The following is a 25,327-nucleotide window of genomic DNA, read 5'->3' as shown; positions in this document are numbered from 1 at the left end:
TGTGTCGGCCGGTGGCAAGGGGCCGCCAGTGACCCCTCGCACTAGGCTGGATTCCGTGAGCCAATACGTACGCCTTGAGGTCGCCGACGGTGTCGGCACGATCCGACTCGACCGCCCGAAGATGAACGCGATCAGTTTCGACGTGCAGGACGGCCTGCGCGCCGCCGCTGCGGAGGCGACCGCACGCGACGACGTCAAGGCGGTGGTCGTTACCGGCGGCGAGCGAGTGTTCGCCGCGGGTAATGACGTCAAGGAGATGGCCGACCTCAGCGTGCAGGAGATGATCGCGAAGGGGGAGTCGGTCCAATCGGCGGTCAGTGCCGTCGCACGCATCCCCAAGCCGGTGGTCGCGGCGATCAACGGGTACGCCCTGGGTGGCGGCTGCGAGCTCGCGTTGGCCGCCGACTACCGGATCGCCGCCGACAACGCGGTGCTGGGCCAGCCCGAAGTGCTGCTCGGCATCATCCCGGGCGCGGGCGGCACCCAACGGCTGTCCCGGCTGATCGGGCCGAGCAAGGCCAAGGACCTGATCTTCACCGGTCGTTTCGTCAAGGCCGACGAGGCTCTCACGCTTGGTCTGGTCGACAGGGTGGTGCCGGCCAGCGAGGTGCTCTCGACCGCGACGACCTGGGCTGCCCAGTTCGCCGGCGCCGCGACGTTGGCGTTGCGGGCTGCCAAGGAGGCGATCGACTGGGGCCTGGAGACCGACCTGGAGACCGGCCTGGTGATCGAGCGCCAGCAGTTCGCCGGACTTTTTGCCTCCGAAGACCGTGTCCTGGGCATGCAGTCCTTCGTTGAGCAGGGACCGGGGAAGGCCGTCTTCACCGGTCGCTGAGTCTCCCGTGTGGCTCGGTGAAGCCACTGGAGGGAGACCCGAGATGAAGACCGACTCGTCGCAGGACAGCAAGGCTGCCGAGACCGAAAGGCGTGAGACCGAACGGTCCGGCCCCTCGATGATCGGTGCCTTCTCTCCGGCGCAGATCGCTGATCTGCGCAACAAGGCCGCGCGCATCGTGGCGTTGGGGTGCACCCTGTTCGCCTTGATCCTCGTCGGTGGGGCGCTGTTCATCGCGCTGGGCGGCAACGGTCACAACGACCTGGTGCATTGGGTCAAGCAGACCGCTGACTCGCTCGATCTGGGGGTCTTCGACCGCAAGAACGGCGTCTTCCGCTTCGAGAACAAGCGCGGCAAGGGTGAGATCGTCAAGAACGTGACCGTCAACTGGGGCCTGGCCGCAGTCGCATGGGTATTCCTCGGCCGGGTGCTTGCCGGACTGTTGCGTACGTCGACCCCGCGCACCTGACGAACCACGCTCGCGAGCAGTGTGAGCCCTGCCACACTATGAGCATCTAGACGTAACGTCCTGTTGCATCTTTCCTCGCTCGGGTTATGGTCGCCGCGAACCGATCCCCCATGTCGTGCGTCACACTGCGGTGAGGCCCACGCATTTCGGGTTGGGTCGTCCATGGGTGGTTGTTCGGAAGCCACTCTCACCAATCGATGGAGGAAAAGCATGACGCAAAGCAAGCACAGCTTGCGCCTCGTAGCCCTGACGAGCGCGGCCGCGCTCGGTATGGGTGCCCTGATCGCGGCGCCCGCCCAGGCGGCGACCGGGCCGAAGGACTACACCTGCACTCTGTCTCTGCTGGGCGCCCAGACGTTCAGCGTGGACACCGACACCGACGCGCCGGCCTCGGTCTACCTGGGTCAGTCGTTCACGCCCACGATCACCTCCAAGGTGACGTTGCCCGCCGAACTCGTGGACGCGATGCGCAACGCCGGGATTGGCAAGATCGACGGCACGGCCGACGCTGACTCGTACAAGAACGGTGTCAAGGAGACGGCCAAGCTGAGTTTCGCGCGCACCGACGTTCCCGCCGCCGTCGGCTCCAGCATGGTGATCGAAGCGAAGGGCGCCGCTACTGCTGCCACGCCCACCGCCACGGGTGCGTACACGCTCGGCTCGGGCAACTTCAACACCACGCTGAAGCTCTACAACGCCGACGGCACGCCGTACGTGCTCCCGCAGGAGACTGCCACCTGCACCTCGGACGGCGTTCCGCACCTCGCCGACACCGTGGACGTGAAGGCCGCCGTGGCCTCCACCACCACGCTGGCAGTCGAGCCTGCTTCGGCGGCGTACGGAGCTGCGGTCAAGGCCACTGCCACCGTCAAGTCGGCGGTCGCGGAGCTCAAGCCGGCCGGTTCGGTCGACTTCAAGGTCGGTGACACCACCGTCAAGGGCACCGTTGACGCCAACGGTGTTGCCACCGCGGACATCCCGTTCCAGGCCGTGGGCACCCACGCCATCACCGCGTCGTACACGTCGACCACCGGCGGTCTGACGAACTCCGTCTCGGCACCGGCGAACCTCACGGTCGTCAAGGACGACACGACTGCGACGGCCAAGGCCAGCGTCAAGAAGAAGGCCAAGAAGGTCGTCATCAAGGTCAAGGTGAAGTCCGCCAACGGCCAGACGCCTGACGGCAAGGTCAAGCTCGTCGTCAAGAAGGGAAAGAAGAAGGTCCTCAAGAAGGCCGTCACGGTCAACAAGAAGGGCGTGGCCAAGCTCGTCATCAAGGGCAAGAAGTTCAAGAAGATGAAGAAGGGCAAGTACAAGGTGAACGCCAACTACACCGGCTCGTCCAACTTCAACAAGTCCAAGGCCAAGGCCAAGTTCAAGATCTGATCTCGAACGCCTCGGCTCGGAGGCCCCCATCGCGACTCGATCGCGGTGGGGGTTTCCCGATTTCCAACCCCGAGAGCACGTCATAGCCAGGTGTCGGCTCCGTCACTGTCGCAGGCCACGGTGAGCGTCGATGCTGCGAAGGGCCCCGAGCCCGCTGGCAACGCGGCCGTCAGCATCGGAGACAAGACCGTCACGGCGTCACCTCGGCCCACGGCCAGGTGCCGACGGGCAAGGTCAAGTTCGTGCTCAAGCCCAACGGCAAGACCTTCGGCAAGGCCAAGGTCGACTGACCTACAAGGGCAACGCCAAGGCCGTCTTCACCAAGGTGGCGAAGAAGGGCAACTACAAGCTCATCGCCAAGTACCTCGGCTCGACCAACTTCATCCGCTCCAAGAACGTCGTCAAGTTCACGATCTGAGCGTGTGGCTGATCCTCTCGTGTTGGGGCGCGCGAGAGGATCAATCGCATGCCTTCACCACGTTCCGCCCAGTTCTGCCTGATCACTGCGCTCGCCGTGACGGCCGCGTTGCTGCCCGGCCCTGCGATGGCCGCCAATGCTGCGCCCGTGAAGACGCGTACGCGCGTGGCGCTCACCCCGACCACCGTCGCGTACGGACAGGTCGCCGAGGCCGCGGTGCGCGTGCGCACCAAGAAGCGCAGACCGAGCGGCACCATCGCGGTGCACGCCGGGCGGCAACACGTCAGCGCCGAGATCACCAAGCGGCACCGGGCGCGGATCGCGCTCCCGTTGCTCAACGTCTCCGCCACTCCGTACTCGATCAGCGCGAACTTCCGCCCCGCCAACCCCGACCGGTTCACTTCTTCCGCATCCGAGGCGACCGAGCTTGTGGTCGTCAAGGACGCGACTGCCCCTCGCGTACGCGTGCGTCACCGCAAGGCCAAGAAACGCGTCGTGGTCCGCTCCCGCATCGTCTCCGCGCACGGCCGGGTGCCGAAGGGTGCCGTACGTGTGGAGTTGCGTCGCGGCGGCGTGCAGGTCCGCTCCAAGCGGATCCGGCTCGACGCTCGCGGGGTGGCGCGCGCGAAGTTCGCCAAGGTCCGCAAGCGGGGGAACTACGTCGCGTTCGTACGCTTTGCGGGCGCACCGAATTTCCTGGGTTGCCAGAGCCTGACCCGTTTCTCGGTCTGACCACTGTGAGAGACCCCACCGCAATCCAGGTTCCCTGGTGGGGTTTCTCGCTAGTAACCTCGACTGGACAACCGGCGACCGGTGCGTACGCACGACAGCACGCCCGGAGTGTTGACACGGACGGGGCGCCCTTGACACCCCCAGAACTCACGAGGAGGGGCCGCAGAGGCCATCACCATGAACATTGTTGTGTGTGTGAAGCACGTCCCGGACGCGACAGCCAACCGGCAGTTCGAGTCAGACAACACCGTCGACCGTGACGGCGTCGACGGCCTGCTCTCCGAGTTGGACGAGTACGCGGTCGAGCAGGCGCTGCAGATCAAGGAGAAGCGCGACGGTGAGGAGATCACCATCACGGCGCTGACCGTCGGCCCCGAGAAGGCTGTCGACGCGGTCCGCAAGGCGCTGCAGATGGGTGCCGACCAGGGCGTCCACGTCAGCGACGACGCGATCGCCGGCTCCGATGCGGTCGCCACCTCGCTGGTGCTGGCCGAGGCGATCAAGAAGATCGGCTCGCCCGACCTGATCATGTGCGGCATGTCGTCGACCGACGGCTCGATGTCGGTCGTCCCCGCCATGCTCGCCGAGCGGCTCGACCTGCCGCAGGTCACGCTGGCTTCCGTGGTCGAGACGCAGGGTGACCAGGTCCGCGCCAAGCGCGACAACGAGGCGTCCACCGAGGTCATCGGCGGCCAGATGCCGCTGGTCCTCTCGGTGACCGACCAGACCGGCGAAGCGCGTTACCCGTCCTTCAAGGGCATCATGGCCGCCAAGAAGAAGCCGCTGGAGACCTACTCGCTGAGTGACCTCGGCGTAGACGCCGGCCAGGTCGGCCTCTCCGTCGCCTGGTCGCAGGTCGAGGACACCACCGAGCGTCCGCCGCGTACGGCCGGCGAGATCGTCAAGGACGAGGGCGGATCGGGCGCGCAAGCGCTGACCGACTTCCTCGCCGCCAAGAAGTTCATCTGAGAAGGGGCCCGAAGAACCATGGCTGAAGTACTTGTTGTCGTGGACCACGCCGACGGCGCGGTCAAGAAGCCGACGTACGAACTGCTCACGCTGGCCAAGCGCCTGGGTGAGCCGTCCGCGGTGTTCATCGGCTCCAGCGCGAAGGGCGCCGAGGTGGCCGAGAAGGTCAAGGCCTACGGCGCCGAGAAGGTCTACGTGATCGATGACGCGCAGATCAAGGGCTACCTGGTGGCACCCAAGGCCGAGGCGCTGCAGCAGTTGGCCGAGAAGGCCTCGCCTGCTGCGATCCTGATCCCCTCGACCTTCGAGGGCAAGGAGGTCGCGGGCCGTCTCGCGATCAAGCTCGGTTCCGGTCTGATCACCGACGCGGTCGACGTCGAGGATGGCGGCGTGACCACGCAGTCGGTCTTCGCGGGCAACTTCACCGTCAAGGCGAAGGTCACCCAGGGCACTCCGATCATCACCGTCAAGCCCAACTCCGCCGCGCCTGAAGAGGCCGCCGGCGCGGGTGCGGTGGAGGAGTTCGCCGTCACGGTGTCGGACAGCGCGAAGAAGGCGCAGATCGTGGCCACCCAGCCGCGTCAGTCCACGGGGCGTCCGGGAGCTCACCGAGGCCGCGATCGTGGTCGCGGGTGGCCGTGGCACGGGTGGTGACTTCGCGCCGATCGAGGGCCTCGCCGATTCGCTCGGCGCTGCTGTCGGTGCCTCGCGTGCCGCCGTGGACTCGGGCTGGATTGGTCACTCGTTCCAGATCGGCCAGACCGGCAAGACCGTGTCGCCGCAGCTCTACATCGCGGGCGGCATCTCCGGTGCGATCCAGCACCGCGCCGGTATGCAGACCTCGAAGACCATCGTGGCCGTCAACAAGGACGAGGAAGCCCCGATCTTCGAGCTGGTCGACTTCGGTGTCGTCGGCGACCTGCACTCGGTGCTGCCGGCGGCGACCGAGCAGATCACCGCACGCAAGGGCTGATCCGAGGAGTGAGGCGTAGGTGGCGACGCAGTCGCCGCTGGAGCCGAGCCCCGCAGGACGTCAGCCCCAATATGAAGGGCTGATCGAAGGGCTGATCCGAGCCCGCTGACCGGGCACAAATGCACGCCTAGAACCCGCCGACCGGGCACAAATGGGAGTACCAAGTTCCCACTTGTGCCCGGTCGAGGTGATTTTCGCGCGCACATGTGCCCGGTCGACGGTAATGGTTTCGCTATTCCGCCACCCGCGACGCGGAGGCGTTCGTACGATTTTCGCTGATCAATCTGCGGCCCGTGGATGCGGGCGAAGACGAGGAGTCGGCTATGGGGGGACGTACGAAGCGGTGGATCGTGGGCGGGGCGATCGCCACCGTGGTGATCTCCGGACTCAATGGTGCGGCGGATGCGACGAGTGTGGTGATGCCGTTCGTGTGCAATACCGGTGCGCCGCTGAACAAGACGATCAACAACCCTGTGGTCGCGGACACCGACCTGCCGGCCTCGATCCCCTTCGGCAAGGTCGTCACGACCCGATTCACGTCCAACTTCTCGCTCGACGACGGGCTGCGCTCGCAGCTGTACGCCTACGGTGCGCGCAGCGTGGATGGCTCGGTCTCGGCGCAGACGTCGACCGCGTCGTCTTCCAACGGCATGGTCGACGCCCCCATCCCTCTCGTCGCTCTGCCCGCGAGCGGCGCAGTGCCGATGAGCGTGGCGGGCACTTCCTCTCCCGTACGCACCGACACGCTTGGTACGCGAGACGTCACACTCGATCTGTTCACCTTCGACATGCACTTCTACAACGCCTCGGGTGGAGGGCTGCTCAACCTGATAGATGTGCTGTGCGTTCAGAGTGGGACGGGCAGCTATGTCGTGGATACCTACGACGTCGTGCAGGCGACCTCGAGCACCGCGGTGAGCGTCAGTGATGGGGTGGCGACCGCCGTAGTGACGTCGAACGGCGGTCAGCCGAGCGGTGCTGTCACGTTCCGTGTTGATGGTGGTGCACCTGTGACCAGGAGTGTGACCTTGGGTGAGGCGGCGTTGACGGGACTGCCCACTGCCGGCACGCACACCGTGCAGGCGGCGTTCACTCCGAGCAATGCCGAGGGATACACGTCGAGTTCGGCGTCTACGACCTACACCGCCACGCCCACACCTTCCCCGACGGCCACGCCCACCTCGACTCCTACGACGACAGCGACGACCTCCGCCACGCCTTCCCCGAACCCGACCACGACCACACCCGCGCCGACCACCTCGACGCCCACGCCGAAGCCGCCGACAGGTGAGGTGCCGGTGTCACACGAGGTGCCGTTCGCGGGCGCCGACTTCGGGATGGTCTGCGGCAAGGCGAAGTTCAAGTTCCGCGACGTCACGGGTGCACCCACGCTGGACAAGGGGGACGAGGCCTGCAACATCGTGATCGGCAACAAGATGGCGAAGGAACTCGTACCCGCGCTGATGAAACTCGACGAGCTCGACGTCGCTTTGGGCAAGGTGCTCAAGCCGCTGTTGCTGATGGCCAACGACAAGGCATGGTCGAAGTTCTGGGAGAAGATCGACTCCGAGACGCAGGAACTGGCCAACAACGAGATCGAGCGTCTGCTGATGCGCAACCCGTCGATCCGTCGGCTGTTCCGAGCCATCACGTGGCAGAGTCGTCGCTTCAATCCGATCACGGAGATCGGCCGACAGGTCGGCCTGCTGGTGGTGCCGATGACGATTTTGAAGATCGTCCAGCACGTCAAGAAGTACAACGGTTGCTTCAACGTGATGCTCCAGATCGAGCCTCGCCGGATCAACCTCGACGGCAGCATCCTCTACAGCCCCAAGGGCCTGAAGAACATCAAGCGCGACTGGGACCTCACCCACGCCTCGGTCTATCAGTCGGTGCCGCGCCGCTTCCGCCCGGACGAACTCGTACGCGAACCCACGGGACTGAAGTGCACCATGGCCGGCACCGTGACCACGACTGCGAGCACAGCGTTCGCGAACCGGAAGTACACCTCGGCGAAGGGTCTGGTCGACTGACGGACCGACGCAGTCGGGCACTCAACCCCGGCTTAGGGTGGGCCGCATGGACGTGACCCAGCAGGTCGAGGAAGCCGCGCGCCGAGCGCGCGAGGCGTCGTACGAACTAGGGCTTGCGACGCGCGCGCAAAAAGACGCGGTACTGCTCGCCATGGCCGATGCCCTGATCGCCGAGCAGGGGACCATCCTGGCCGCCAACGCAGATGACCTCGCTCGCGCCGAGGCGGGCGGCACCCCCGCCAACATTCTCGATCGGCTGCGGCTGACCCCCGAGCGTTTGACCGCGATGGCCCAGGGGTTGCGCGATGTGGCCGGGCTTGCCGACCCGGTGGGCGAGGTCGTACGAGGCTCGACGCTGGCCAACGGCCTGGAGATGCGCCAGGTGCGCGTGCCCTTCGGTGTGGTCGGGATGATCTATGAGGCGCGCCCCAACGTCACCGCGGATGCGGCCGGGATCTGCCTGAAGTCCGGAAATGCTGTGCTGCTGCGCGGGAGTTCGTCGGCCAAGGCCAGCAACGCGGCGATCGTGGATGTGCTGCGGGATGCGGTGGGGGACAGTGGCCTGCCGGCCGACTGCGTACAACTCGTCCCCGGAGACACCCACGACTCCGTGAAAGCGCTGATGCGCGCCCGTGGGCTGGTCGACGTGCTGATCCCGCGCGGTGGCGCGGGGCTGATCCGGTCGGTCGTCGAGGAGTCGACGGTTCCGGTCATCGAGACCGGGGTCGGCAACTGTCACGTGTACGTCGACAAGGGTGCGGACCTTGAGATGGCGTTGGCGATCGTGCTCAATGCGAAGACGCACCGGACCTCGGTATGCAACTCCGCGGAGTCGCTGCTCGTGCATGCCGACATCGCCGAGGTGTTCGTGCCGCGTGTGGTGAGCGCGCTGCAGGCCGCGGGCGTCACGATTCATGGCGACCAGGCCTTCCAGGCGTACGACGGGGTGCTGGTTGCCACGGAGGAGGACTACGCCACCGAATACCTCTCGATGGACATGTCGGCCGCCGTCGTCGCAGATCTGGAAGCCGCGATCGGCCACATCCGGGCACATTCCAGCCAGCACACCGACGCGATCGTGACCGACAGCCAGGTGGCCGCCCGACGGTTCATTGCGGCGGTCGACTCCGCGGCCGTGCTCGTCAATGCCTCGACCCGTTTCACCGACGGCGGCGAACTCGGCTTCGGGGCCGAGATCGGCATTTCGACCCAGAAGTTGCACGCGCGCGGGCCGATGGCGTTGCAGGAGATGACGTCGACCAAGTTCGTGATCGTGGGGGATGGGCACGTACGCGGGTGAGCCCGGCTACCATGTCGCCATGCTGAGCCCCATGATGACCGCAGTCATTGCGTTGTCCGAGTCGGTCGAGAACGAGCCGGCCATCCCGCCCGTCGCCGTGGGTCTGGCTGCCTTCGGGCTGCTGATGCTGGCGCTGATCCTGCTGCTGGCCTTCGCCGGCGGTCGCGAGCACTCCTGAGCGCCGCAGCCGACCCGGAGACGCCCCGCCCTCGACGCGTGGGCGTGATGGGTGGCACCTTCGACCCGATCCACCACGGTCACCTCGTGGCGGCCTCGGAAGTGCAGTCGTGGTTCGATCTCGACGAGGTCATCTTCGTCCCGACCGGCGACCCCTGGCAGAAGTCCGAGAGGGACGTTTCGGCAGGGGAGGACCGTTATCTGATGACGGTCATCGCCACCGCGGCCAACCCGCGGTTCACCGTGTCGCGCGTGGACATCGACCGCAACGGCAAGACGTACACGATCGACACGTTGCGCGATCTCAAGCGCGAGTTGCCGGACACTGATCTCTACTTCATCACCGGCGCGGATGCCCTCGCAGACATCTTCACCTGGCGCGACGCGGACGAACTCTTTGCGCTCGCGAACTTCGTGGGGTGTACGCGGCCGGGCTACACGATGCCGCCGGAGACACTCGCCAAGATCCCGTCTGATCGAGTGACGCTGATCGAGATCCCGGCTCTGGCGATCTCCTCGACCGACTGCCGCGAGCGGCAGCAGCGAGGCGAGCCGGTGTGGTATCTCGTGCCTGACGGTGTCGTGCAGTACATCGGCAAGCACCACCTCTATCCGGGCCCTCAATCTCCGGGCCCTAAGTCTCCGGCCCCTAAGTCTCCGGCCCAGGCCGAGGAAGCAGACGCATGACCGCCACCGACGAAGCCGTCGACCTGATCACGATCGCGGCGCTCGCTGCCGCCGACAAGCTCGCGACCAACGTCGTGGCCTTCGACGTCAGCGACCAACTCGCGATCACCGATGCGTTCTTGCTCGCGTCGGCCGCCAACGACCGCCAGGTCAACGCGATCGTCGACGAGGTCGAGGACAAACTGCGCGAGGCCGGCGCCAAGCCAATTCGCCGCGAAGGTCAGCGCGAAGGCCGTTGGGTGCTGTTGGACTACGGGATCGTGGTGATCCACATCCAGCACGAGGACGAGCGCCAGTTCTACGCCCTTGAGCGGTTGTGGCGCGACTGTCCCACGATCGCGTTGCCTGCCGAGGTCAACAACCCCGCCGCATCCGGTGACTGAGGCCCTGCGTCGGCTGGTCCTGCTGCGACACGGCCAGACGGCCTGGAACCTCTCGGGCCGCGCCCAAGGGCACCGCGACATCGACCTCGACGAGACCGGCCGTACGCAGGCCGCCCGGGTCGCACCGATCATCGCGACGCGCTATCGGCCCGTACGTCTCGTCTCGTCCGATCTGCAACGCGCGAGGTCGACGGCGGCTATGGTCGGCCAGGCTTGCGGGCTGACGCCATCGCATGACGCGGCGTTTCGTGAGTTTGCTATTGGCCCCAACCGTGAGGGCACCACGGTGCCGGAGTGGCGTGAGCGGTTCCCGGAGGAGTACGCGCTCTTCAAGGCGGGGCGCTGGCACGAGATCCCGGGCCGCGAGACCGAGGATGACGTGATCGCCCGGTTCGTACCGGGAGCTTCTCGGCGGTCGCAGCGTCGCTGGACCCCGGTGAGTGTGCGGTCGTCGTGACTCATGGCAGTGCGTTGCGGCGCTCGATCGTGGACTTCCTGGGTTGGCCAGTCGCGGTGCACGCCGGTCTCGCCGGACTGGGGAACTGCCATTGGATCGAGGTGGAGGAGTACGGATCGGCGCGCTGGCGCATGGTGGCGTACAACCTCTCAGCCGCTGTTGAGGCAGACGAAGACGAGAACAACGCGGGCTGAACCCCCGATTTCGTCCGCCACCACGAGACCGCTAACATTCTTCTTCGTTGCCCTCGGGCAGCGAGCACGGGGCTGTGGCGCAGCTGGTAGCGCATCTGCATGGCATGCAGAGGGTCAGGGGTTCGAGTCCCCTCAGCTCCACCATGTTGTGAGTCGGGTCATCGTTGATAGATGAGTCGGGTCATGGTTGAGAGTCCGGCCATCGGCCGGGCTCTCTTTTTTGGTTGCGCCAGTAGGTCTTGGTGGGGTCGATTTGGTGTTCGCTGAGGATTTCGCCGGTGTTGCGGTGGGTGATGGTGACGGTGTTGGCGTCGATGATCATGAGGATGGGTGTGCCTCGGTGGGCGTAGCCGATTCCTAGGTGGTGCATGCGGCCGGCGCGGCGCAGGGTTGCTTTGCCCCAGGTGTCGACGTGGTCGAGTCGGATTCGGTAGTGGGGGTCGGCTGGTGTGGTGCCGCGGGGGAGTGCCTTGGGGTGGTCTGTGTAGTGGCTGGCTGGTGTGTGGCCGTTGAGTGCGCGGTGGGGGCGTTGGTGGTTGTAGATCTGTTTGAAGTGGTCGAGTTGTTGTTGTAGTTCGGTGAGTGTGGCTGCTGTGGGTTGTCGGGCGAGCCACTTCTTGAGGGTGCGGTGAAAGCGCTCGATCTTTCCCTGGGTTTGTGGGTGTCCGGGGTGGCCGTTCTTCTGGGTGATGCCGAGGACGGCGAGGAGGTATTCGAAGGCGTTCTTGCCGCCGGTGAAGCGTGAGGTGTAGACGGACCCGTTGTCTGTGAGTGTGGATGTGGGTGGTCCGTACGTGTTCAGGGTGTCAGCGAAGGTGTTGACGACGTCTGGGCCGGTGACGCGGTCGTGGGCGGTGATGGAAAGCAGCATCCGGGAGTGGTCGTCGAGCCAGTTGAGGATTTCGATGTCGGTGCCGTCGGCTAGGCGCCAGTGGGTGAAGTCGGATTGCCAGCATTCGTTGGGTTGGGCGGCTTGGAAGCGGCGCAGTGAGGATCGTGGGCGCTTTTTGGGGTCTGGGGTGATGAGTCCGGCGGTGTGCAGGATGCGGCGGATGGTGGAGGTGGACGGGACGTGGAGGTTTTCGTTGTCGAGATGTTTGGCGATGGTGATGGGTCCGGCGTCCAGCCCGGCGTTGTCGAGTTCTTCTCGCAACTGAAGGATCCGTTGCCGTAGGGCCTCGCTGGTGGCGCGTGGGTTGGTGCGGGGTCGTTTGGAGCGGGGTTCGAGGGCTTCGAGGCCGCCTTGGTGGTAGCGGGTGACCAGGGTGTGGACCCACTGCCAAGACACGTCGTAGCGCCGCGCTGCCTCAGCCTTGGTGAGGCCCTGGTGGACCACTGACAACACGATGACCTGTGCCTTTGACATGGCTCATGGTCAGAACAAGACCCGATATCAACGATGACGCGACTCAGATATCAACGATGTCGTGAAACTACACACCCTCAGCTCCACCAAACGGAAACGGCGGTCTACCTGCGGAAACGCGGTTGGGCCGCCGTTTCGCATTGTCGCGAGTGAGGCCGGAGACCACGGCGGAGACCACGGGTCGAGGCGGGTCAGAGTGGTCCTCGCTCAGTCACAGAGCGCGAGACCGTGCTCGATGAGGGGCTTGAGCGGAATCTTCAGACCCTTCACTTCTGGGTCGTCTGCCCAGATGTCATCGATCGGCGGGAACGGTGAATGCGTTTGGGCGGCTCCGTTCACGGCGTATTGCATGTTCGGCACGCGGAAGGTGACGGACTGAATGTCCTGGCCTCCGATCACCGCTGATCGACAGGACAGGGCTCCGTAGTCAACGGTGAGCGGCCAGAACTCTCCGAGGTCGTCGCGGGTGATCAAACCGGGGTCGTCCTTGAACGCCTCCGGAATCTCGATCTCTCCGTCCTCAGCCGTGGGGCTGGGAGTGGGAGAGGCGGAGGTTGGCTTCGGGGTCGGAGACGACGACGCGGCTGGCGTCTCGGACGAGGGAGGCTTCTCGGACTCCTGTACGAAGTAGCCCACGACAAGGAAGGCAACGAGGATCACGGCCCAGACGGGATGCTGCTTCATCCAGCCGAACACTCTCTGTTCGATGGAGGGCTTGGCCTCTGAGTCGGCGCTCTTGTCGTTCGCGTCTGATGCGTTCGTACCGTCTGACTCTGTTTCGCTCACTGCGTGGGCCTTTCGATTGCGGGCCACTTCGAGGCCCGAGTGCCCGAATGCTACTTATCGTCTGTAGCCGCATAGTCATCATTCGGCCAACGTCGAGGCGTGCAGTCTCCGACCTCCAAGGACCGGCGTCATCGTCGGGCGTTTGGGGACCGGGTGCGGGAGCTTCGACTCGATAGAGGTTTGAGTCAGGAGCAGTTGGCCGAGTTGGCCGATCTCCATCGGACTTACGTGGGGAGCGTGGAGAGGGGAGAGCGCAACGTCAGCCTCGATGCGATCACCGCACTGGCTGAGGCGTTGGGCTGCGAGGTCCGCGACCTGTTCTGACGCGTGCGCGCATCCCGCCCCGTCTCCATCAGGGTCCGTGCGCGGTGTCCTCGCGTGTGTACGGCTGGGCAGAACGTGCGGCTCGGGTAGGCAAACCTACGGCGTGCGAGGCCGTTCTAGCGCGGCTGCTCAGGAACCGCGAACTTTCTCAAAGAGAGTCTCCGCAGGTAGATCGGTGAATGGCTGATCCAGTCTCGATCGAGGTCTGAACTTCCGGCTCGATCTTCTGTGTAGTGCTCTCACCGGAGGCCGAGACGCGGTTTCCACAAGAGGCCAGGAGGCCCGACATGAGCACCACGACCACCCGCAAGCCCAGCACTCGCAAGTCCGCCAACGAGGCGACGAAGCCCACTGCTCCGAAGGAGCAGAAGGCCGCGCCCGTGAAGGCCGAGACGAATCCGAAGGCAAAGGCAAAGGCGAAGCCCGAGCCAAAGAACTTGATCGAAGCGCTCACGACCGGGCAGGCGTCGCTCATCAAGGTGCGCGCCAACAAGACGACTCGCTCGTTGCCCTATCTCGCCGTGGGCAGTGAGGAGCGCAAGAAGGCCGAATCCGTGATCGAACTTCGTGAGGCTGGCAGCACGGTCGATTCACTCGCTGAGTCCATGAACGTGAGCGTGGCGACCGTCCGACGCTTCATCACGAACCTCGCCCTCGCCCACGCTGTCGAGGCAGGGGAACACAACGCCGCGTGGACGAAGGGCAACAAGGAGGTCATCGTTCGCGTCGTCAAGCCTGCGAAGGCGTGAGGGTCCGTCTCGCGTGGGCAACCGCGCGAACCTCCGAAGGGCGGAGGTTGCTGGGCTGGGCACTCCTGGTCAATGACCGAGTGCTCGTGCGCGGCACCATCACCCACAACTGAACATCGCAACTCTGAGAGGGGCTGGCCTACGGGCTGGCCCCTCTTGATGTGTGGAACAGCCCCCGAGTCGTCACCCGAGGGCTGCCCTTGGCACGACCTAGTCGGTCGTCAGACGGTTGCGCGGCTTCCCCGCCGCGCTGAGTCCTATCTGGACTCCTTGACCGTCGTGGACGGGTTGGCCTTGCCGTGCTTCTTCGTCACGTACCGACCCGTCTTCGCGCTGCGGTACTTCCCACCGCTGCTCTTTCCCTTCGGCATCTTCATCACCTCCCTTCACTCTGGTCACTTCCAGAGTGGGAGAGTGAGCACTAGATATGGGGAGGCGCGCCGTGTCGGATCACTAGATGTTGGGATTCGCGCTCCGTGGAGTGAAGGTGACGCGGTTGCGTTCCAGATCGGGTGTGGCGTCATATCCCGCCTCTCCCCACGATCTGGAGTGCGCGTGCGTCGGGTCGTCATTCATCCACCAGATCGGGTACTGACGCGCCGAAGGAGCCAACCCTCCGGGGACGATGGCGTCGAGTTCATCGAGTGTGACGGTGACTGTGCCGCTCCGCTTCTCCAGGAAGTCGCGCAGCGCGTCGTATTTGGACATCAGAATCCTCCGTTGTCGAGCCGCTCATTGCTGTCACCTTGAGTCTGAGTGAAAACACTAGGGGCCTGTCTAGTAACACTGACCGCCGATCTGGCGCGTGAAGAATGGTGCGTCGGCCCCTCGGGCCGAGGGGGCCGCGTTCCTGCGTCTATGGGCCGAATGCGTCGGCGTGGTCGGCCGACGTGCCCGAACCTCGTAGCGGGCTGGGCGAGGCCGGAGCGACGAAGGCCAGGATCGCTACGACGGCCCCGCCCATCGCCTCCCCACGGGAGGAACGTGGGGAGAGAGAGATCAGGCGTCCAGGTCGAGCGCGTGCTCGCGGTAGAACTCGTGAAGTGATTCGTTGGAGACGAGGCCGCGCTCGTCCACGACGAGCTTGCCTTCCTCGATCATGCGCCGGACGAAGTGGTGTGACTTCTGCCAGTGTTGAGCGATCTGGCCGACTGTGTAGGAGTCTCCGTAGGAGATGGTCGGAGCCTTGGCTTTCATGGGGTGTCCCTTCAGGTCGTGTGGGACACCCCATTACACAGAGGATCGGGCCGAGTCTGGGCCGCGCGTGGTCGTGCCCGTGGTCGCCTCGTCGCGGTCGAGGGCCGATCCTGCCTCGATTGGGCAGGCTCGACCCTCGGCTGGGTGTGCCGAACCGCTGTCTATCTCGACGCGGGAGATTGTCGGTCGGCCCATCTACGGTCCGACTCATGGCTTCGATACGCAGGGCACGATTCAAACTCTCGCTTGGCAGGACGACTCGCCTCTTTTGTGGGCTATCCGGCGCGAGTGCGAAGCATCGTCGTGGAACAGCATCCTGGCTGGGGGAAGGTGGCTGTCAGCGCGGGCATCGCCGCCCAGTTCTTCGTGACGATCGTCGGCGGCGCGCTCGCGACTGCCCTTGTGTTCTCATCCGTTGCCCTGTGGAAGTACCTCACATAGCGGTGTCTTGATCGCCCGACCCCTCGGATTCCGCTGGCAACGCTGCCGCGTTCTCGGATGCTGTGCCATACAGCCGCTCCACGATCGCGTCCATGTTGGGGTCGTCTTGATAGACCTTCGTGTAGACGTCCATCGTTGTCTTGATCGATGTGTGTCCCATCCAGTCCTTCAAAACGTGCGGTGGGACGCCTTCCATCGCTCGCAGGCTGGCGAAGGTGTGTCGCAGGTCGTAGACGCGGGGCGCGTTCTCGGCTGTGAAGCCCGCAGCCTTGACCGCCTTCCTCCACTGTCGCCGGGCGAACATCTTGTAGACGAAGAACTCGCCCTGAGCGGCGAACACGAAGTCATCAGGGCCGAGGCCGCGTGCCTCGATGTAGGACCAGAGCGAGGCCATGACTGCCTTCGGCACCGGAACGATGCGGCCTTTGGATTTGAGGGTCTTCGTCATGCCTACGCTGAGGACGCCGTTCAGTTCCTGAATAGTGTCCTCGACCTGCACTCGGCACCGCAGCGAGTCCACGTTTCGTACGCGCAAGCCCGCGAGTTCGCCGGGTCGGAAGCCCGTCCAGAGGGCCAGCGTTCCGAACTGTCGGTATCGCCCTTCTGGCAAGTTGGAAATGATCGACTCGGCTTGCTCCTTGGTGAGAGGTCGCGCTTCGAACTCCTTGGCGCTGATCTTGCGGAGCCGCTTGCGGAAGTGGTCGGTCGGTGACTCGTTGATGTAGCGCTCCTCGACCGCGTAGGAAAACACTGACCGGGCGACGCTGAAGATCTTGTGTTCCGTCTCCTGGCTGAGTCCGTTCGGCTTGCCCTTCGCGAGAACCTTGCCCGTGGGGGAGAGGCGGGGAGGTCGGGGCTTGCGGATGTCCTCGATCAGCCGGCGAACGTCCTCGCGGGTGATGTCTGAGATTGCGATCTTGTCCCACCTGCTGAGGTGTCGCCGTAGGAGATGTTCGTAGCCGGAGATAGTCCGCGGTCGAAGGGTGTCCTTGAACGCGGAGAGCCATTCGGCGCTCACTGTCGCCCACGTGACCGCGCCTCGTTCTGGACTGATGTACGTGCGGTTGCTGATCGCTTGCGCGGTGCTCATCTGGAACGCCTTGGCCTCCTTCAAGGTGCGGAAGATCTTGCCGCGCACCATTGATTCGCCGTTGCTCGCGAGGGTGTTCGGATCGCGGTAGCGGACCTCGTATCCGCGAAGGGTGAACGGGTCGCCCTTCTTGTGGCGGTAGCGGATGCCTCGCTCACCGGGCACGGGGCCGACGTACTGCTTTCGCGGTGCCATGTTGATTCTCCTGGGGTGTGATTGACCCTCGGCGGTCGAGGGTGCTGCAAGGCGTACAGAGGTTCGGGGTCGGATCGACACGACTCCGCGTGCTCCACTTCGCGGGTCGAGGCAGGGGAGGCGCACGTCGGCTGAGGTAGCCGAACCCGATATCGGCGCTGACCTGCGGAGACGACGTGGGGGAGAGAGGGAGACCAACGGGCGCGACCACGGCGCAACCTGGAAGTCGGGTCTTGGCGCTCTTGCGCGGGAGAGGGCAACGCTCTGCCCCTTGGCCCGTGCGGGGTCTGTTCCTGCGTTCTAGGGCCGAATGCGTGCCAGCGTTAGCGGCCCTGTAGTCGGTTGCCGCGCCCGTAGCGGGGCGCATCGTCAAGCAAGCCGGGAAGTGATTCGGTGGGCTCGTAGGTGAGTTCAGACTCTTCTACGATCTCGCCGTAGATGATCTCGTCGTGGTCGGTGTCAACGAGGATGCCCTCGATGTTCTCCTGCCACTTGTCGAGGGTGATCTTCACTTCGTTGCGGTGCTCGTAGTTGAGCAGGAACTCCGCGCATCTACGTCGTTCGGAGAAGGGCACCTTCTCGTCGGCCATGAACTTGATGAGCATCGCAGCCGCGTCGTCCTGTGCCATGAGGATGCGCTCCTGCGCCTTCTTCCGAACCTGAGGTGCTGCTCCGCCGTGCTTGTTGCAGACGACACTTCCCTTCATCGCCCACTTGCGACACTGCTCGCCCCAGCGGTTAGTCGCCTTGCATCGGACCTTCTGCGGATAGACCCCGCCACGTCGTCTCGGCTTGCTCATAGATTCCTCTCTTCATGGGTTGAGTCGAGGCCGATGACCTCGATGCGAAGTCCAGGTCTCCCGTACCTTCCGACGTTCGCCGGCGTGAGCGAGACGAGCCCCTCGGCTTGCAGCTCGTGCAGGGCTTCTCGGATCGCGTCACGTGGGGAGAGGGAGAGGCGGTTGATCACTCGGCCGTGCCCGCATAGATCCTTGGTCAGATCGCTGAACATGAACGTCGTCCGTCGTCGCGACGCGAGCCACTGCCACACGAGGTCGCGCACCGTCATGACGCCCCCCGTTCCGCCGGAACTTGGTACGGGGACCCGATGCTCCGGCTGGCCGTGCAACACCCCATCCCCCTAAAGGGGGTTGGGATGGGGTTGTTGTGCCCGTCCCAGGGCGGACGGGATGGGCTGGGATGAGCTGGGATGGGGTTACGCATCAGAACCCTCCGCACCGGGGTAGTAGAGCTTCGCGTTCGACTTCTGACCGGGGCCTCCAATGCGCACGTGAATCAGACCCTCGCGCATCGCTTGGCTGATCGCCGGCCCCTTGTCGCGAGAACCACCATGCAAGGCGTCCTTGAGGGCCGTGGCGTTGATTCCAGGATGTTTGGTCACGACCTCGACCACCTGAGTTGCTGTGTTGCTGGCTCGGAGTTGGGTCCGGCTCAGGTACTGGCTCACGTAGAGCGAGTGGTCGTCCTTGTCGTGCGCTATCTCGCGTTCGGACACGTCCACCGCGCGGCCGTTGGCGCTGAGAAAGCGTCTCCACGACCCGCCGTTCTCGTCAGCGACTCTGGCCTTGGTGTAGTTCCACCGCACGTCGGCCCAGTCATCTACGGCCGAGGCGCCGCGGACGTGCTCCTCGCCCTCCTCCGCTTGCCCACGGCCGGTGTGGGCGGGCATCCAGAGGTCTCGGATTCCGGCTGCTGCCTTGAGCGGATCTAGCACGCCGAGAAGCCAGTTCCTTGCCTCGCTGTTGTCGTTCTCGTTAGCCAGTCGCGCGGCGGCTCCGAACGGGTCGAGGACGAGGGCATCGCAGCCGCGTTCGCGAAGCCACTCGACTGCGAACGCGAAGGCTGCCGGACTTCGTAGGTCGAAGTTGGACCCGCGCAGGTTCAGCACTGCGACTCGCTCAGGGCTCCCGATGCCCATCGGTCCGAGGTACTCGTCATAGAGCATCTGTTCTGTCAGCTCGTAGTTGAACAACGCGATTCGACCTGGGCCGGGATGGACGGCGAACTCCCCGAGGAACTCATCTCCGTCCGCGTACGACTGCAACAGGTTCGCCATGAGGGTCGTCTTTCCGACCTTGAACTGCGCCGCGATCAGAGAGTTGGAGCCCGTGGGGTGGAGGCGGTCGATGGTGTAGGTCAGCGCCTCGCGTTCACGAATGAGAGCAGCGGCCAGATCTAGGTCGCTGGCGGGCGGGCGGAACTCTTCGTCGGCCTTCGCCTCACGATGGAGTTCTCGGGCTCGTTCTTGTACTTGGAGGCGGCGAAGCGCTTTCAGCACCTCGGGGTCGTGTTCTCCCTCCGGCGTTAGCGCGACGAGGTCTTCGAGCGAGACCACCTTGCCGTCGTCTGGCGTGTGACCCGCGTTGAGGTGATCCCGGACGTCGGCCTTGTCCTGATCGGGAATCGGAAGCCGAATCTCGACCGCGTGGCCTGCGCTTTGCAGGGACAAGAACCGCTTCTCCGCGCAGGCGTAGCCGGGACTGTCTCTGTCGGCCCAGATCACCACCAGATCGGCCCCAGCGAGCGACGGTGCGTAGTCGTCGCGCCACTTGCCAGCGCCTTCGGGATGTGTGGTCGCGAACTCCTTGACCTTGTTGGCCTTGAACCACTCGTTCAGGGCGTCTGCGTCGGACTCGCCTTCGGCCAGATGGATCACGCGATGTTTGCGAGCGGCCTTCAGGACGTGGGGGAGGCGGTAGAGGACTCGATGTCTCCCGCCGAGGCCGTTGCGCCAAGTCGATCCCGTCCAGTGCTCCTGATGAGTCTCCTTCCTCCCCACGGTCATCGGTTGCCGGACCACTCGGAGGTAGGGCTGGCCCTGCTTGTCGGGATAGTCGTAGATGAGAGGTTCGCCGATGGGCGTTCGCGACTGCGACTCCAGGTCGTAGTGCAGATCGCTGAACGTCAGTCCCAACGCCTTGAGGACCGGGTCGGTGCCGCACTTCGCGCACCGCAGCACGATCTTCCCGGGGTCGTCTCCGACCTTCACGGTGAGACTGGCGCTGTGATGCTGACCGTCACCGACCTCGTGAACCGGACAGAGCCAGTCGTTACCCGACGTGGAACTTCGTCTACTTCCATTCGACCGCAAGCGTTCGTGGATATTATCGAGGGCTTCCGCCTTACTGATCATTCTTTTCCCTTTCTATCTGTGATTGGCGGGTCACTAGCCCACGCCTGACAAGGCTACGGAAAAACACGGTCACTCTGTTTTGGTGAATGAGTGCGGGAGACGATTCGTCTTTGCGAATGGGTGGTCTTGTGTGACACAATTGACCGTGGTCATTGCTTGTATCCCTTTCGACCATTTGCGGTCTCACTAACCGCGAGAGTTTCGGCCCCGTTGTCCTCGCAGCGGGGCCGGATTCTTTAGGCTGAGTGCGTCCCCTTCGGGGTCTAGTGCCGCGGATTTGAAGTTGTTGGACGGTTGGCCTTCGCCAGGATCTGATCGGCGGTCTTGGTCCACACGAACGGATGCGCTCTTTCGTGCCAGCCGTCGATGAAGGCGCGGATCTTGGCGTTGAGGTCCTTGACCGACTTGAACACCCCGCGGCGGATCGCCTGCCGCTCGACGATGCCGAACCAGACCTCGACCAGGTTCATCCAGGAGGCATGGGTCGGGGTGAAGTGCACGACGAAGCGCGGGTTGTCGGCCAGCCAGGTCTTCACGTTCAGGTGCTTGTGCGCGGCGTAGTTGTCCATCACCAAGTGCAGCTCGACCGGCTGCCCGTCGGCGTCGCGGACGTCGCGGTAGGCCCGCTCGATCTGCTTGAGGAACGCCAAGAACTCTTGATGACGATGGCGCGGCTTGAGCGCCGCGGTGACCTGCCCGGTCGCGATGTCGAGCGCTGCGAACAGCGTGGTGGTGCCATGCCGGTAGTAGTCGTGCGACCTGCGCTCGACCTTGCCCGGTTGCATCGGCAAGATCGGGACCGTCCTGTCCAGCGCCTGGATCTGGGACTTCTCGTCCACGCACAGCACGATCGCGTTCTCCGGCGGCGCCAGGTACAGCCCGCAGATGTCGGTCACCTTCCCGACCAGCTCGGGGTCGGTGGAGAACCGGAACGACTCCGCCTTCCACGGCTTGACGCCGTAGGCCGACCAGGCTCGGGCGACCGACTTGTGGGAGATCTTCAGCCGGTTGGCCAGCAGCCGGGTGGACCAGTGCGTGACACCGAGTTTCTTCGGTGGCGGCTTCAACGTCTCGGCCACGATCGCCCGGTGATCGAGCTCCCGCGGACGTCCCGAACGCGGAGCATCTGCCAGCCCCGCCAGTCCCTTGGACTGGTAGCGATCCCGCCAGCCCAGCACCGTGGTCACCGTCGCACCGACCAACTCCGCGATCCGCGTATTCGCCACCCCGTCGGCCGCGAGCAACACGATCCGCGCCCGCTTCGCCGCCGACGCCGGCACCGTCGAAGCCCGGGCCCACCGCTCAAGCTCCTCGCGATCGCCTGGACGCAGAACCAATGCAGGAGCAGGACGATTCGCCATGCCTCATGATTTCAGATCCCAACTATCTAGGAACTTACGACACGCGGCACTAGTGGCCTCCCAGGAGAGGTCGCGTGGGTGAGCCGAGAGACAAGGACAGCCCACCCACGCGCCCGGTTCTGTTAGGCCGCGGATGATCGAGCGAACGGGCGTCGGACGAGGTCCAGCCCACCGTTGGGGTCGTTGATCGCATCGACCACGACCGCCCAACTCGTCCCGCCTCCGGGACGGCTGATCAACTCGGGGTGCAGCACACTGATCGTCATGCTGAGCGTCCGCAGTGGCATCACATAGGGCGGACCCTTGCGAATCCTCTCCCTCTTCACCCACGCCTTGTAGAGACGGCGGATCGTCTTGGCTTCGGCGCTTCGCTGACCCTTGCCGTGGGGAGAGAGGACGAGGCCGTGGCTGTCCAGAATGGATACGAGGTCGAGCCACGTGACCGGAACGTTCTGAGACGTTCGGGCGCGCTGCTGACCGATAGGCTTGCGTGGCATTCCGCACACTTCCTTGCTGTGTTGGCGAGTGCGCCCCGCGAGATTCGTTTGCCGCGTGCCTCGCGGGGCCACTCCATTTCTGATGGATAGGTGCGCGCAGTCAGCAAGCCTCGGACCGACCTTGCGCGGTTCTGCTACTTCTTGACTGGTTCGCGGGACTTGTTGCGCCGTGTCACGCGCGCGTCGTGAATCCAGTCGTCAACCTTTGGCCGGAGCCGCCGGAGGGCAACCCACTTCTCAAAGAACGAGTCCTGCCAGCCGACCGGGTCGCCGCGCATCTGATCGATCAACGACTCGGCACTCTCAAGACCGTGGAGTCGCCGCTCGTACTCGTCGGCTTCCAACTTCAAGCGCGAACTTCGGTTCAGGAACTCCGTGATCGTGAGATCCCCGCTCTCCAGGTCCCTTCGGTTCTGGTCGGCCCGCTTCTGCGAGGCCCGGACGTGGGCGTAGAGACGGTCCTGCTTCTCGCGATTGCCTGCCTCACGCTCAGCGGCTTGCGCCTTGACGGTGGACTCCCATCGCCTCTCCCACGTGAGCTTCCACGACTGAGCAGCCTGAATGTCGTCGTGGGAATACTTGCCCGTCTGATCGTCGGTGATCCGCTGCAACTCTGCATCCAGCCACGTCATCTCAGAACCCCCTCACAACTCGTCGGGCGGCGCGAGCCTCGCCGTAGGCGGCCTGCAACTCCGCCTCGCGTCGACGCTCAGCCAACGCGACGTCCTCACCCTCGCGAACCTTGTCGCGCAGCACTCGAATCTCTCGACCGAGCTCCTTGTTATCTGGCATTCCACTAGCCCTTCTCGTTCATTTCGTACCCGTACTGAGCGAGGCTGTACGGAAAGAAACTGTCAATCATTCGCCGCACAACCTCCTGTTTCGACACGTCTTGAAGGTTGCTCATCGCCTCCAAGAACTCGTTTTGCGAGTGCGTGACTGTCAGACGCATCGAAACGTCATATTGCTTATCTGGTCCACGCTTGCCCATCGATTACCCCTTTCTGCGGAAACTGCTGTCCGCAATAAAAAGCCTACGGAATGTGACGCAGTTTCTGGGGTCGAGCAAGCGGCGAAGAAAGCGCGCGAGGAATCACTATTTAGTTTTCAAGAAGCGTCGCCGTACGAGGGCGTGTTTACGCGTCACATTTGGGCGCGCAGAGTCGACCGACGACCAGACGATCGACGGGTGTCTGTCAGGCGTCCCCACCCCTTGCGAGGTAGGCCTCGACGCTCTCGGGGAGCACCAGACGGCGAGCGCCGACCTTGATGCTGTCCACCTTCCCGTCGCGGACGAGTCGCCGTGCGGTCTTGGAGCTGACGTTGAGCAACTCCGCCAGCGACAGCGGATGGTCACCGCCGCGAGGAGCCGACCGAGAGTCAACTCGAATCAGGGGTCGGTTGAAGTTCATTGTTTTTCCCTCTCTCGATGCTGGGAGAGGGGCGCAAGAAAGCAAAGAAAAACCGGTCGCGACACTCTCCCAACCGATTTGTTGTCGTGTTGGTTCTTTGATGTGTCGCTGACCGGCTGCATCAAGGCGAGGTCCGCAAAAGCGGCGCGTCAGGCCTCATGAGGTAGCCGCTGTGAGCCCTCCGGCCTGCATGATCAGTCATGTCCATCGGGACAGCGGTGATATGAAGTTGTAGCCCCTAGTTTGCGTCGCGCGGACCTCGAAATCAAGGCGGCTGAGGGCGTTGGCATGAGCCGGGATCGAAGTTGACCATTTCTGACCCGAGGGGACCCAACGGCGACCATTTTCGACCACGGGCCACGTCGAGTCAGCGCTAGTCTGACGCGGTCGGCTGCTCACCATGAAAGGAATGCCTGAGGCTCGAAACCGCCTCTGACCTGCGAAAACGCGCGCAGCTCTGTCGCAATGGCATGCAGAGGGTCAGGGGTTCGAGTCCCCTCAGCTCCACCATTGTTGTGAGTCGGGTCATCGTTGATAGATGAGTCGGGTCATGGTTGAGAGTCCGGCCATCGGCCGGGCTCTCTTTTTTGGTTGCGCCAGTAGGTCTTGGTGGGGTCGATTTGGTGTTCGCTGAGGATTTCGCCGGTGTTGCGGTGGGTGATGGTGACGGTGTTGGCGTCGATGATCATGAGGATGGGTGTGCCTCGGTGGGCGTAGCCGATTCCTAGGTGGTGCATGCGGCCGGCGCGGCGCAGGGTTGCTTTGCCCCAGGTGTCGACGTGGTCGAGTCGGATTCGGTAGTGGGGGTCGGCTGGTGTGGTGCCGCGGGGGAGTGCCTTGGGGTGGTCTGTGTAGTGGCTGGCTGGTGTGTGGCCGTTGAGTGCGCGGTGGGGGCGTTGGTGGTTGTAGATCTGTTTGAAGTGGTCGAGTTGTTGTTGTAGTTCGGTGAGTGTGGCTGCTGTGGGTTGTCGGGCGAGCCACTTCTTGAGGGTGCGGTGAAAGCGCTCGATCTTTCCCTGGGTTTGTGGGTGTCCGGGGTGGCCGTTCTTCTGGGTGATGCCGAGGACGGCGAGGAGGTATTCGAAGGCGTTCTTGCCGCCGGTGAAGCGTGAGGTGTAGACGGACCCGTTGTCTGTGAGTGTGGATGTGGGTGGTCCGTACGTGTTCAGGGTGTCAGCGAAGGTGTTGACGACGTCTGGGCCGGTGACGCGGTCGTGGGCGGTGATGGAAAGCAGCATCCGGGAGTGGTCGTCGAGCCAGTTGAGGATTTCGATGTCGGTGCCGTCGGCTAGGCGCCAGTGGGTGAAGTCGGATTGCCAGCATTCGTTGGGTTGGGCGGCTTGGAAGCGGCGCAGTGAGGATCGTGGGCGCTTTTTGGGGTCTGGGGTGATGAGTCCGGCGGTGTGCAGGATGCGGCGGATGGTGGAGGTGGACGGGACGTGGAGGTTTTCGTTGTCGAGATGTTTGGCGATGGTGATGGGTCCGGCGTCCAGCCCGGCGTTGTCGAGTTCTTCTCGCAACTGAAGGATCCGTTGCCGTAGGGCCTCGCTGGTGGCGCGTGGGTTGGTGCGGGGTCGTTTGGAGCGGGGTTCGAGGGCTTCGAGGCCGCCTTGGTGGTAGCGGGTGACCAGGGTGTGGACCCACTGCCAAGACACGTCGTAGCGCCGCGCTGCCTCAGCCTTGGTGAGGCCCTGGTGGACCACTGACAACACGATGACCTGTGCCTTTGACATGGCTCATGG

30 protein-coding genes, 1 tRNA gene and 1 pseudogene are annotated in these 25,327 nt (G+C 64.3%); 18 read left to right on the top strand and 14 right to left on the bottom strand.

All coding sequences use genetic code 11. The features are described 5' to 3' along the window. Positions 1-55 precede the first annotated feature (55 nt). The 15 genes and pseudogenes from V9G04_10285 to V9G04_10215 all read left to right on the top strand — a co-directional run bounded on the left by V9G04_10285 (position 56) and on the right by V9G04_10215 (position 11,157). Positions 56-835: an enoyl-CoA hydratase-related protein gene (locus V9G04_10285; GenBank protein MEI2713656.1), complete on the top strand. Its 780-nt coding sequence runs from the start codon at positions 56-58 to the stop codon at positions 833-835. A gap of 43 nt (positions 836-878) precedes the next feature. Then, positions 879-1,304, top strand: a complete 426-nt coding sequence (locus tag V9G04_10280) for a hypothetical protein (protein MEI2713655.1) — start codon at positions 879-881, stop codon at positions 1,302-1,304. A gap of 210 nt (positions 1,305-1,514) precedes the next feature. Beyond that, a complete protein-coding gene (locus V9G04_10275) occupies positions 1,515-2,690 on the top strand; it encodes an Ig-like domain-containing protein (GenBank protein MEI2713654.1) in 1,176 nt (391 codons plus the stop codon). 130 nt (positions 2,691-2,820) lie between these two features. Beyond that, positions 2,821-3,108, top strand: coding sequence for a hypothetical protein (locus V9G04_10270; protein MEI2713653.1), 288 nt, complete (start codon positions 2,821-2,823; stop codon positions 3,106-3,108). Positions 3,109-3,156: 48 nt separating this feature from the next. Further along, on the top strand, positions 3,157-3,840 hold the full coding sequence (locus V9G04_10265) for a hypothetical protein (protein MEI2713652.1): 684 nt from the start codon (positions 3,157-3,159) through the stop codon (positions 3,838-3,840). Between the two features lie 177 nt (positions 3,841-4,017). Beyond that, positions 4,018-4,809: an electron transfer flavoprotein subunit beta/FixA family protein gene (locus V9G04_10260; GenBank protein MEI2713651.1), complete on the top strand. Its 792-nt coding sequence runs from the start codon at positions 4,018-4,020 to the stop codon at positions 4,807-4,809. An 18-nt stretch (positions 4,810-4,827) separates the two neighbouring features. Beyond that, positions 4,828-5,782: pseudogene (locus tag V9G04_10255) on the top strand (electron transfer flavoprotein subunit alpha/FixB family protein). Between the two features lie 293 nt (positions 5,783-6,075). Next, positions 6,076-7,815 carry an Ig-like domain-containing protein gene (locus V9G04_10250; GenBank protein ID MEI2713650.1) on the top strand — a complete coding sequence of 580 codons (1,740 nt, stop codon included), beginning with the start codon at positions 6,076-6,078 and terminating at the stop codon, positions 7,813-7,815. A 46-nt stretch (positions 7,816-7,861) separates the two neighbouring features. Next, positions 7,862-9,115 carry a glutamate-5-semialdehyde dehydrogenase gene (locus V9G04_10245; GenBank protein MEI2713649.1) on the top strand — a complete coding sequence of 418 codons (1,254 nt, stop codon included), beginning with the start codon at positions 7,862-7,864 and terminating at the stop codon, positions 9,113-9,115. A gap of 19 nt (positions 9,116-9,134) precedes the next feature. Next, on the top strand, positions 9,135-9,293 hold the full coding sequence (locus V9G04_10240; protein ID MEI2713648.1) for a hypothetical protein: 159 nt from the start codon (positions 9,135-9,137) through the stop codon (positions 9,291-9,293). Between the two features lie 38 nt (positions 9,294-9,331). Beyond that, positions 9,332-9,979 carry a nicotinate-nucleotide adenylyltransferase gene (gene nadD / locus V9G04_10235; GenBank protein MEI2713647.1) on the top strand — a complete coding sequence of 216 codons (648 nt, stop codon included), beginning with the start codon at positions 9,332-9,334 and terminating at the stop codon, positions 9,977-9,979. Next, the gene (gene rsfS, locus V9G04_10230; protein MEI2713646.1) at positions 9,976-10,362 is read left to right on the top strand and encodes a ribosome silencing factor; all 387 of its coding nucleotides are present in this window, start codon (positions 9,976-9,978) and stop codon (positions 10,360-10,362) included. The genes nadD and rsfS overlap by 4 nt, the downstream gene beginning before the upstream one ends. Continuing rightward, entirely contained in the window at positions 10,355-10,819 is a 465-nt protein-coding gene (locus tag V9G04_10225) for a histidine phosphatase family protein (protein MEI2713645.1), read from the top strand. Before rsfS ends, V9G04_10225 begins: the two co-directional genes overlap by 8 nt. Next, positions 10,816-11,013 (top strand): hypothetical protein, encoded by a 198-nt coding sequence (locus V9G04_10220; GenBank protein ID MEI2713644.1) that lies wholly within the window; start codon positions 10,816-10,818, stop codon positions 11,011-11,013. The genes V9G04_10225 and V9G04_10220 overlap by 4 nt, the downstream gene beginning before the upstream one ends. Before the next feature lie 68 nt (positions 11,014-11,081). Beyond that, positions 11,082-11,157 (top strand) — tRNA-Ala (locus tag V9G04_10215). A 37-nt stretch (positions 11,158-11,194) separates the two neighbouring features. On the opposite strand, the gene V9G04_10210 is transcribed toward V9G04_10215, so the two are convergent. Next, positions 11,195-12,379, bottom strand: a complete 1,185-nt coding sequence (locus tag V9G04_10210) for an IS481 family transposase (GenBank protein MEI2713643.1) — start codon at positions 12,377-12,379, stop codon at positions 11,195-11,197. Between the two features lie 207 nt (positions 12,380-12,586). After that, positions 12,587-13,063 (bottom strand): DUF2511 domain-containing protein, encoded by a 477-nt coding sequence (locus tag V9G04_10205; GenBank protein ID MEI2713642.1) that lies wholly within the window; start codon positions 13,061-13,063, stop codon positions 12,587-12,589. A 201-nt stretch (positions 13,064-13,264) separates the two neighbouring features. On the opposite strand from V9G04_10205, the gene V9G04_10200 reads away from it, so the two are divergent. Beyond that, the gene (locus V9G04_10200; protein MEI2713641.1) at positions 13,265-13,489 is read left to right on the top strand and encodes a helix-turn-helix transcriptional regulator; all 225 of its coding nucleotides are present in this window, start codon (positions 13,265-13,267) and stop codon (positions 13,487-13,489) included. 287 nt (positions 13,490-13,776) lie between these two features. After that, entirely contained in the window at positions 13,777-14,238 is a 462-nt protein-coding gene (locus V9G04_10195) for a hypothetical protein (protein MEI2713640.1), read from the top strand. 453 nt (positions 14,239-14,691) lie between these two features. Here V9G04_10195 and V9G04_10190 read toward each other — a convergent pair whose 3' ends face one another. Together V9G04_10190 and V9G04_10185 are read right to left on the bottom strand one after the other, a co-directional pair. Next, the gene (locus V9G04_10190; GenBank protein ID MEI2713639.1) at positions 14,692-14,946 is read right to left on the bottom strand and encodes a hypothetical protein; all 255 of its coding nucleotides are present in this window, start codon (positions 14,944-14,946) and stop codon (positions 14,692-14,694) included. Between the two features lie 291 nt (positions 14,947-15,237). After that, complete coding sequence (locus V9G04_10185; GenBank protein ID MEI2713638.1) at positions 15,238-15,435, bottom strand: hypothetical protein; 198 nt, start codon at positions 15,433-15,435, stop codon at positions 15,238-15,240. A gap of 303 nt (positions 15,436-15,738) precedes the next feature. Between V9G04_10185 and V9G04_10180 the strand changes: the two genes are divergently transcribed. After that, positions 15,739-15,876, top strand: a complete 138-nt coding sequence (locus V9G04_10180) for a hypothetical protein (GenBank protein MEI2713637.1) — start codon at positions 15,739-15,741, stop codon at positions 15,874-15,876. On the opposite strand, the gene V9G04_10175 is transcribed toward V9G04_10180, so the two are convergent. The 10 genes from V9G04_10175 to V9G04_10130 form a co-directional block, all read right to left on the bottom strand. Beyond that, entirely contained in the window at positions 15,869-17,161 is a 1,293-nt protein-coding gene (locus tag V9G04_10175; GenBank protein MEI2713636.1) for a tyrosine-type recombinase/integrase, read from the bottom strand. The two genes, V9G04_10180 and V9G04_10175, sit on opposite strands and share 8 nt — an antisense overlap. 323 nt (positions 17,162-17,484) lie before the next feature. Then, a complete protein-coding gene (locus V9G04_10170; GenBank protein ID MEI2713635.1) occupies positions 17,485-17,790 on the bottom strand; it encodes a hypothetical protein in 306 nt (101 codons plus the stop codon). Positions 17,791-17,957: 167 nt separating this feature from the next. Next, a complete protein-coding gene (locus V9G04_10165; GenBank protein MEI2713634.1) occupies positions 17,958-18,230 on the bottom strand; it encodes a hypothetical protein in 273 nt (90 codons plus the stop codon). Positions 18,231-18,377: 147 nt separating this feature from the next. Continuing rightward, positions 18,378-20,171 carry an AAA family ATPase gene (locus tag V9G04_10160; GenBank protein ID MEI2713633.1) on the bottom strand — a complete coding sequence of 598 codons (1,794 nt, stop codon included), beginning with the start codon at positions 20,169-20,171 and terminating at the stop codon, positions 18,378-18,380. A gap of 407 nt (positions 20,172-20,578) precedes the next feature. Further along, complete coding sequence (locus V9G04_10155) at positions 20,579-21,676, bottom strand: IS630 family transposase (protein ID MEI2713632.1); 1,098 nt, start codon at positions 21,674-21,676, stop codon at positions 20,579-20,581. 122 nt (positions 21,677-21,798) lie between these two features. Next, entirely contained in the window at positions 21,799-22,173 is a 375-nt protein-coding gene (locus V9G04_10150; protein MEI2713631.1) for a hypothetical protein, read from the bottom strand. Between the two features lie 134 nt (positions 22,174-22,307). Further along, positions 22,308-22,805 carry a hypothetical protein gene (locus V9G04_10145; GenBank protein MEI2713630.1) on the bottom strand — a complete coding sequence of 166 codons (498 nt, stop codon included), beginning with the start codon at positions 22,803-22,805 and terminating at the stop codon, positions 22,308-22,310. Between the two features lies 1 nt (position 22,806). After that, entirely contained in the window at positions 22,807-22,965 is a 159-nt protein-coding gene (locus tag V9G04_10140) for a hypothetical protein (GenBank protein ID MEI2713629.1), read from the bottom strand. Between the two features lie 404 nt (positions 22,966-23,369). Continuing rightward, the gene (locus V9G04_10135) at positions 23,370-23,585 is read right to left on the bottom strand and encodes a helix-turn-helix domain-containing protein (protein ID MEI2713628.1); all 216 of its coding nucleotides are present in this window, start codon (positions 23,583-23,585) and stop codon (positions 23,370-23,372) included. Between the two features lie 548 nt (positions 23,586-24,133). Continuing rightward, positions 24,134-25,318 carry an IS481 family transposase gene (locus V9G04_10130; protein ID MEI2713627.1) on the bottom strand — a complete coding sequence of 395 codons (1,185 nt, stop codon included), beginning with the start codon at positions 25,316-25,318 and terminating at the stop codon, positions 24,134-24,136. Between the last annotated feature and the right edge of the window lie 9 nt (positions 25,319-25,327).

The organism is Nocardioides sp., from assembly GCA_037045645.1.
Classification (GTDB): Bacteria; Actinomycetota; Actinomycetes; order Propionibacteriales; family Nocardioidaceae; genus Nocardioides.
Note: the sequence above shows the minus strand (reverse complement) of the source record. Positions and strands in the feature narration are given on the sequence as shown.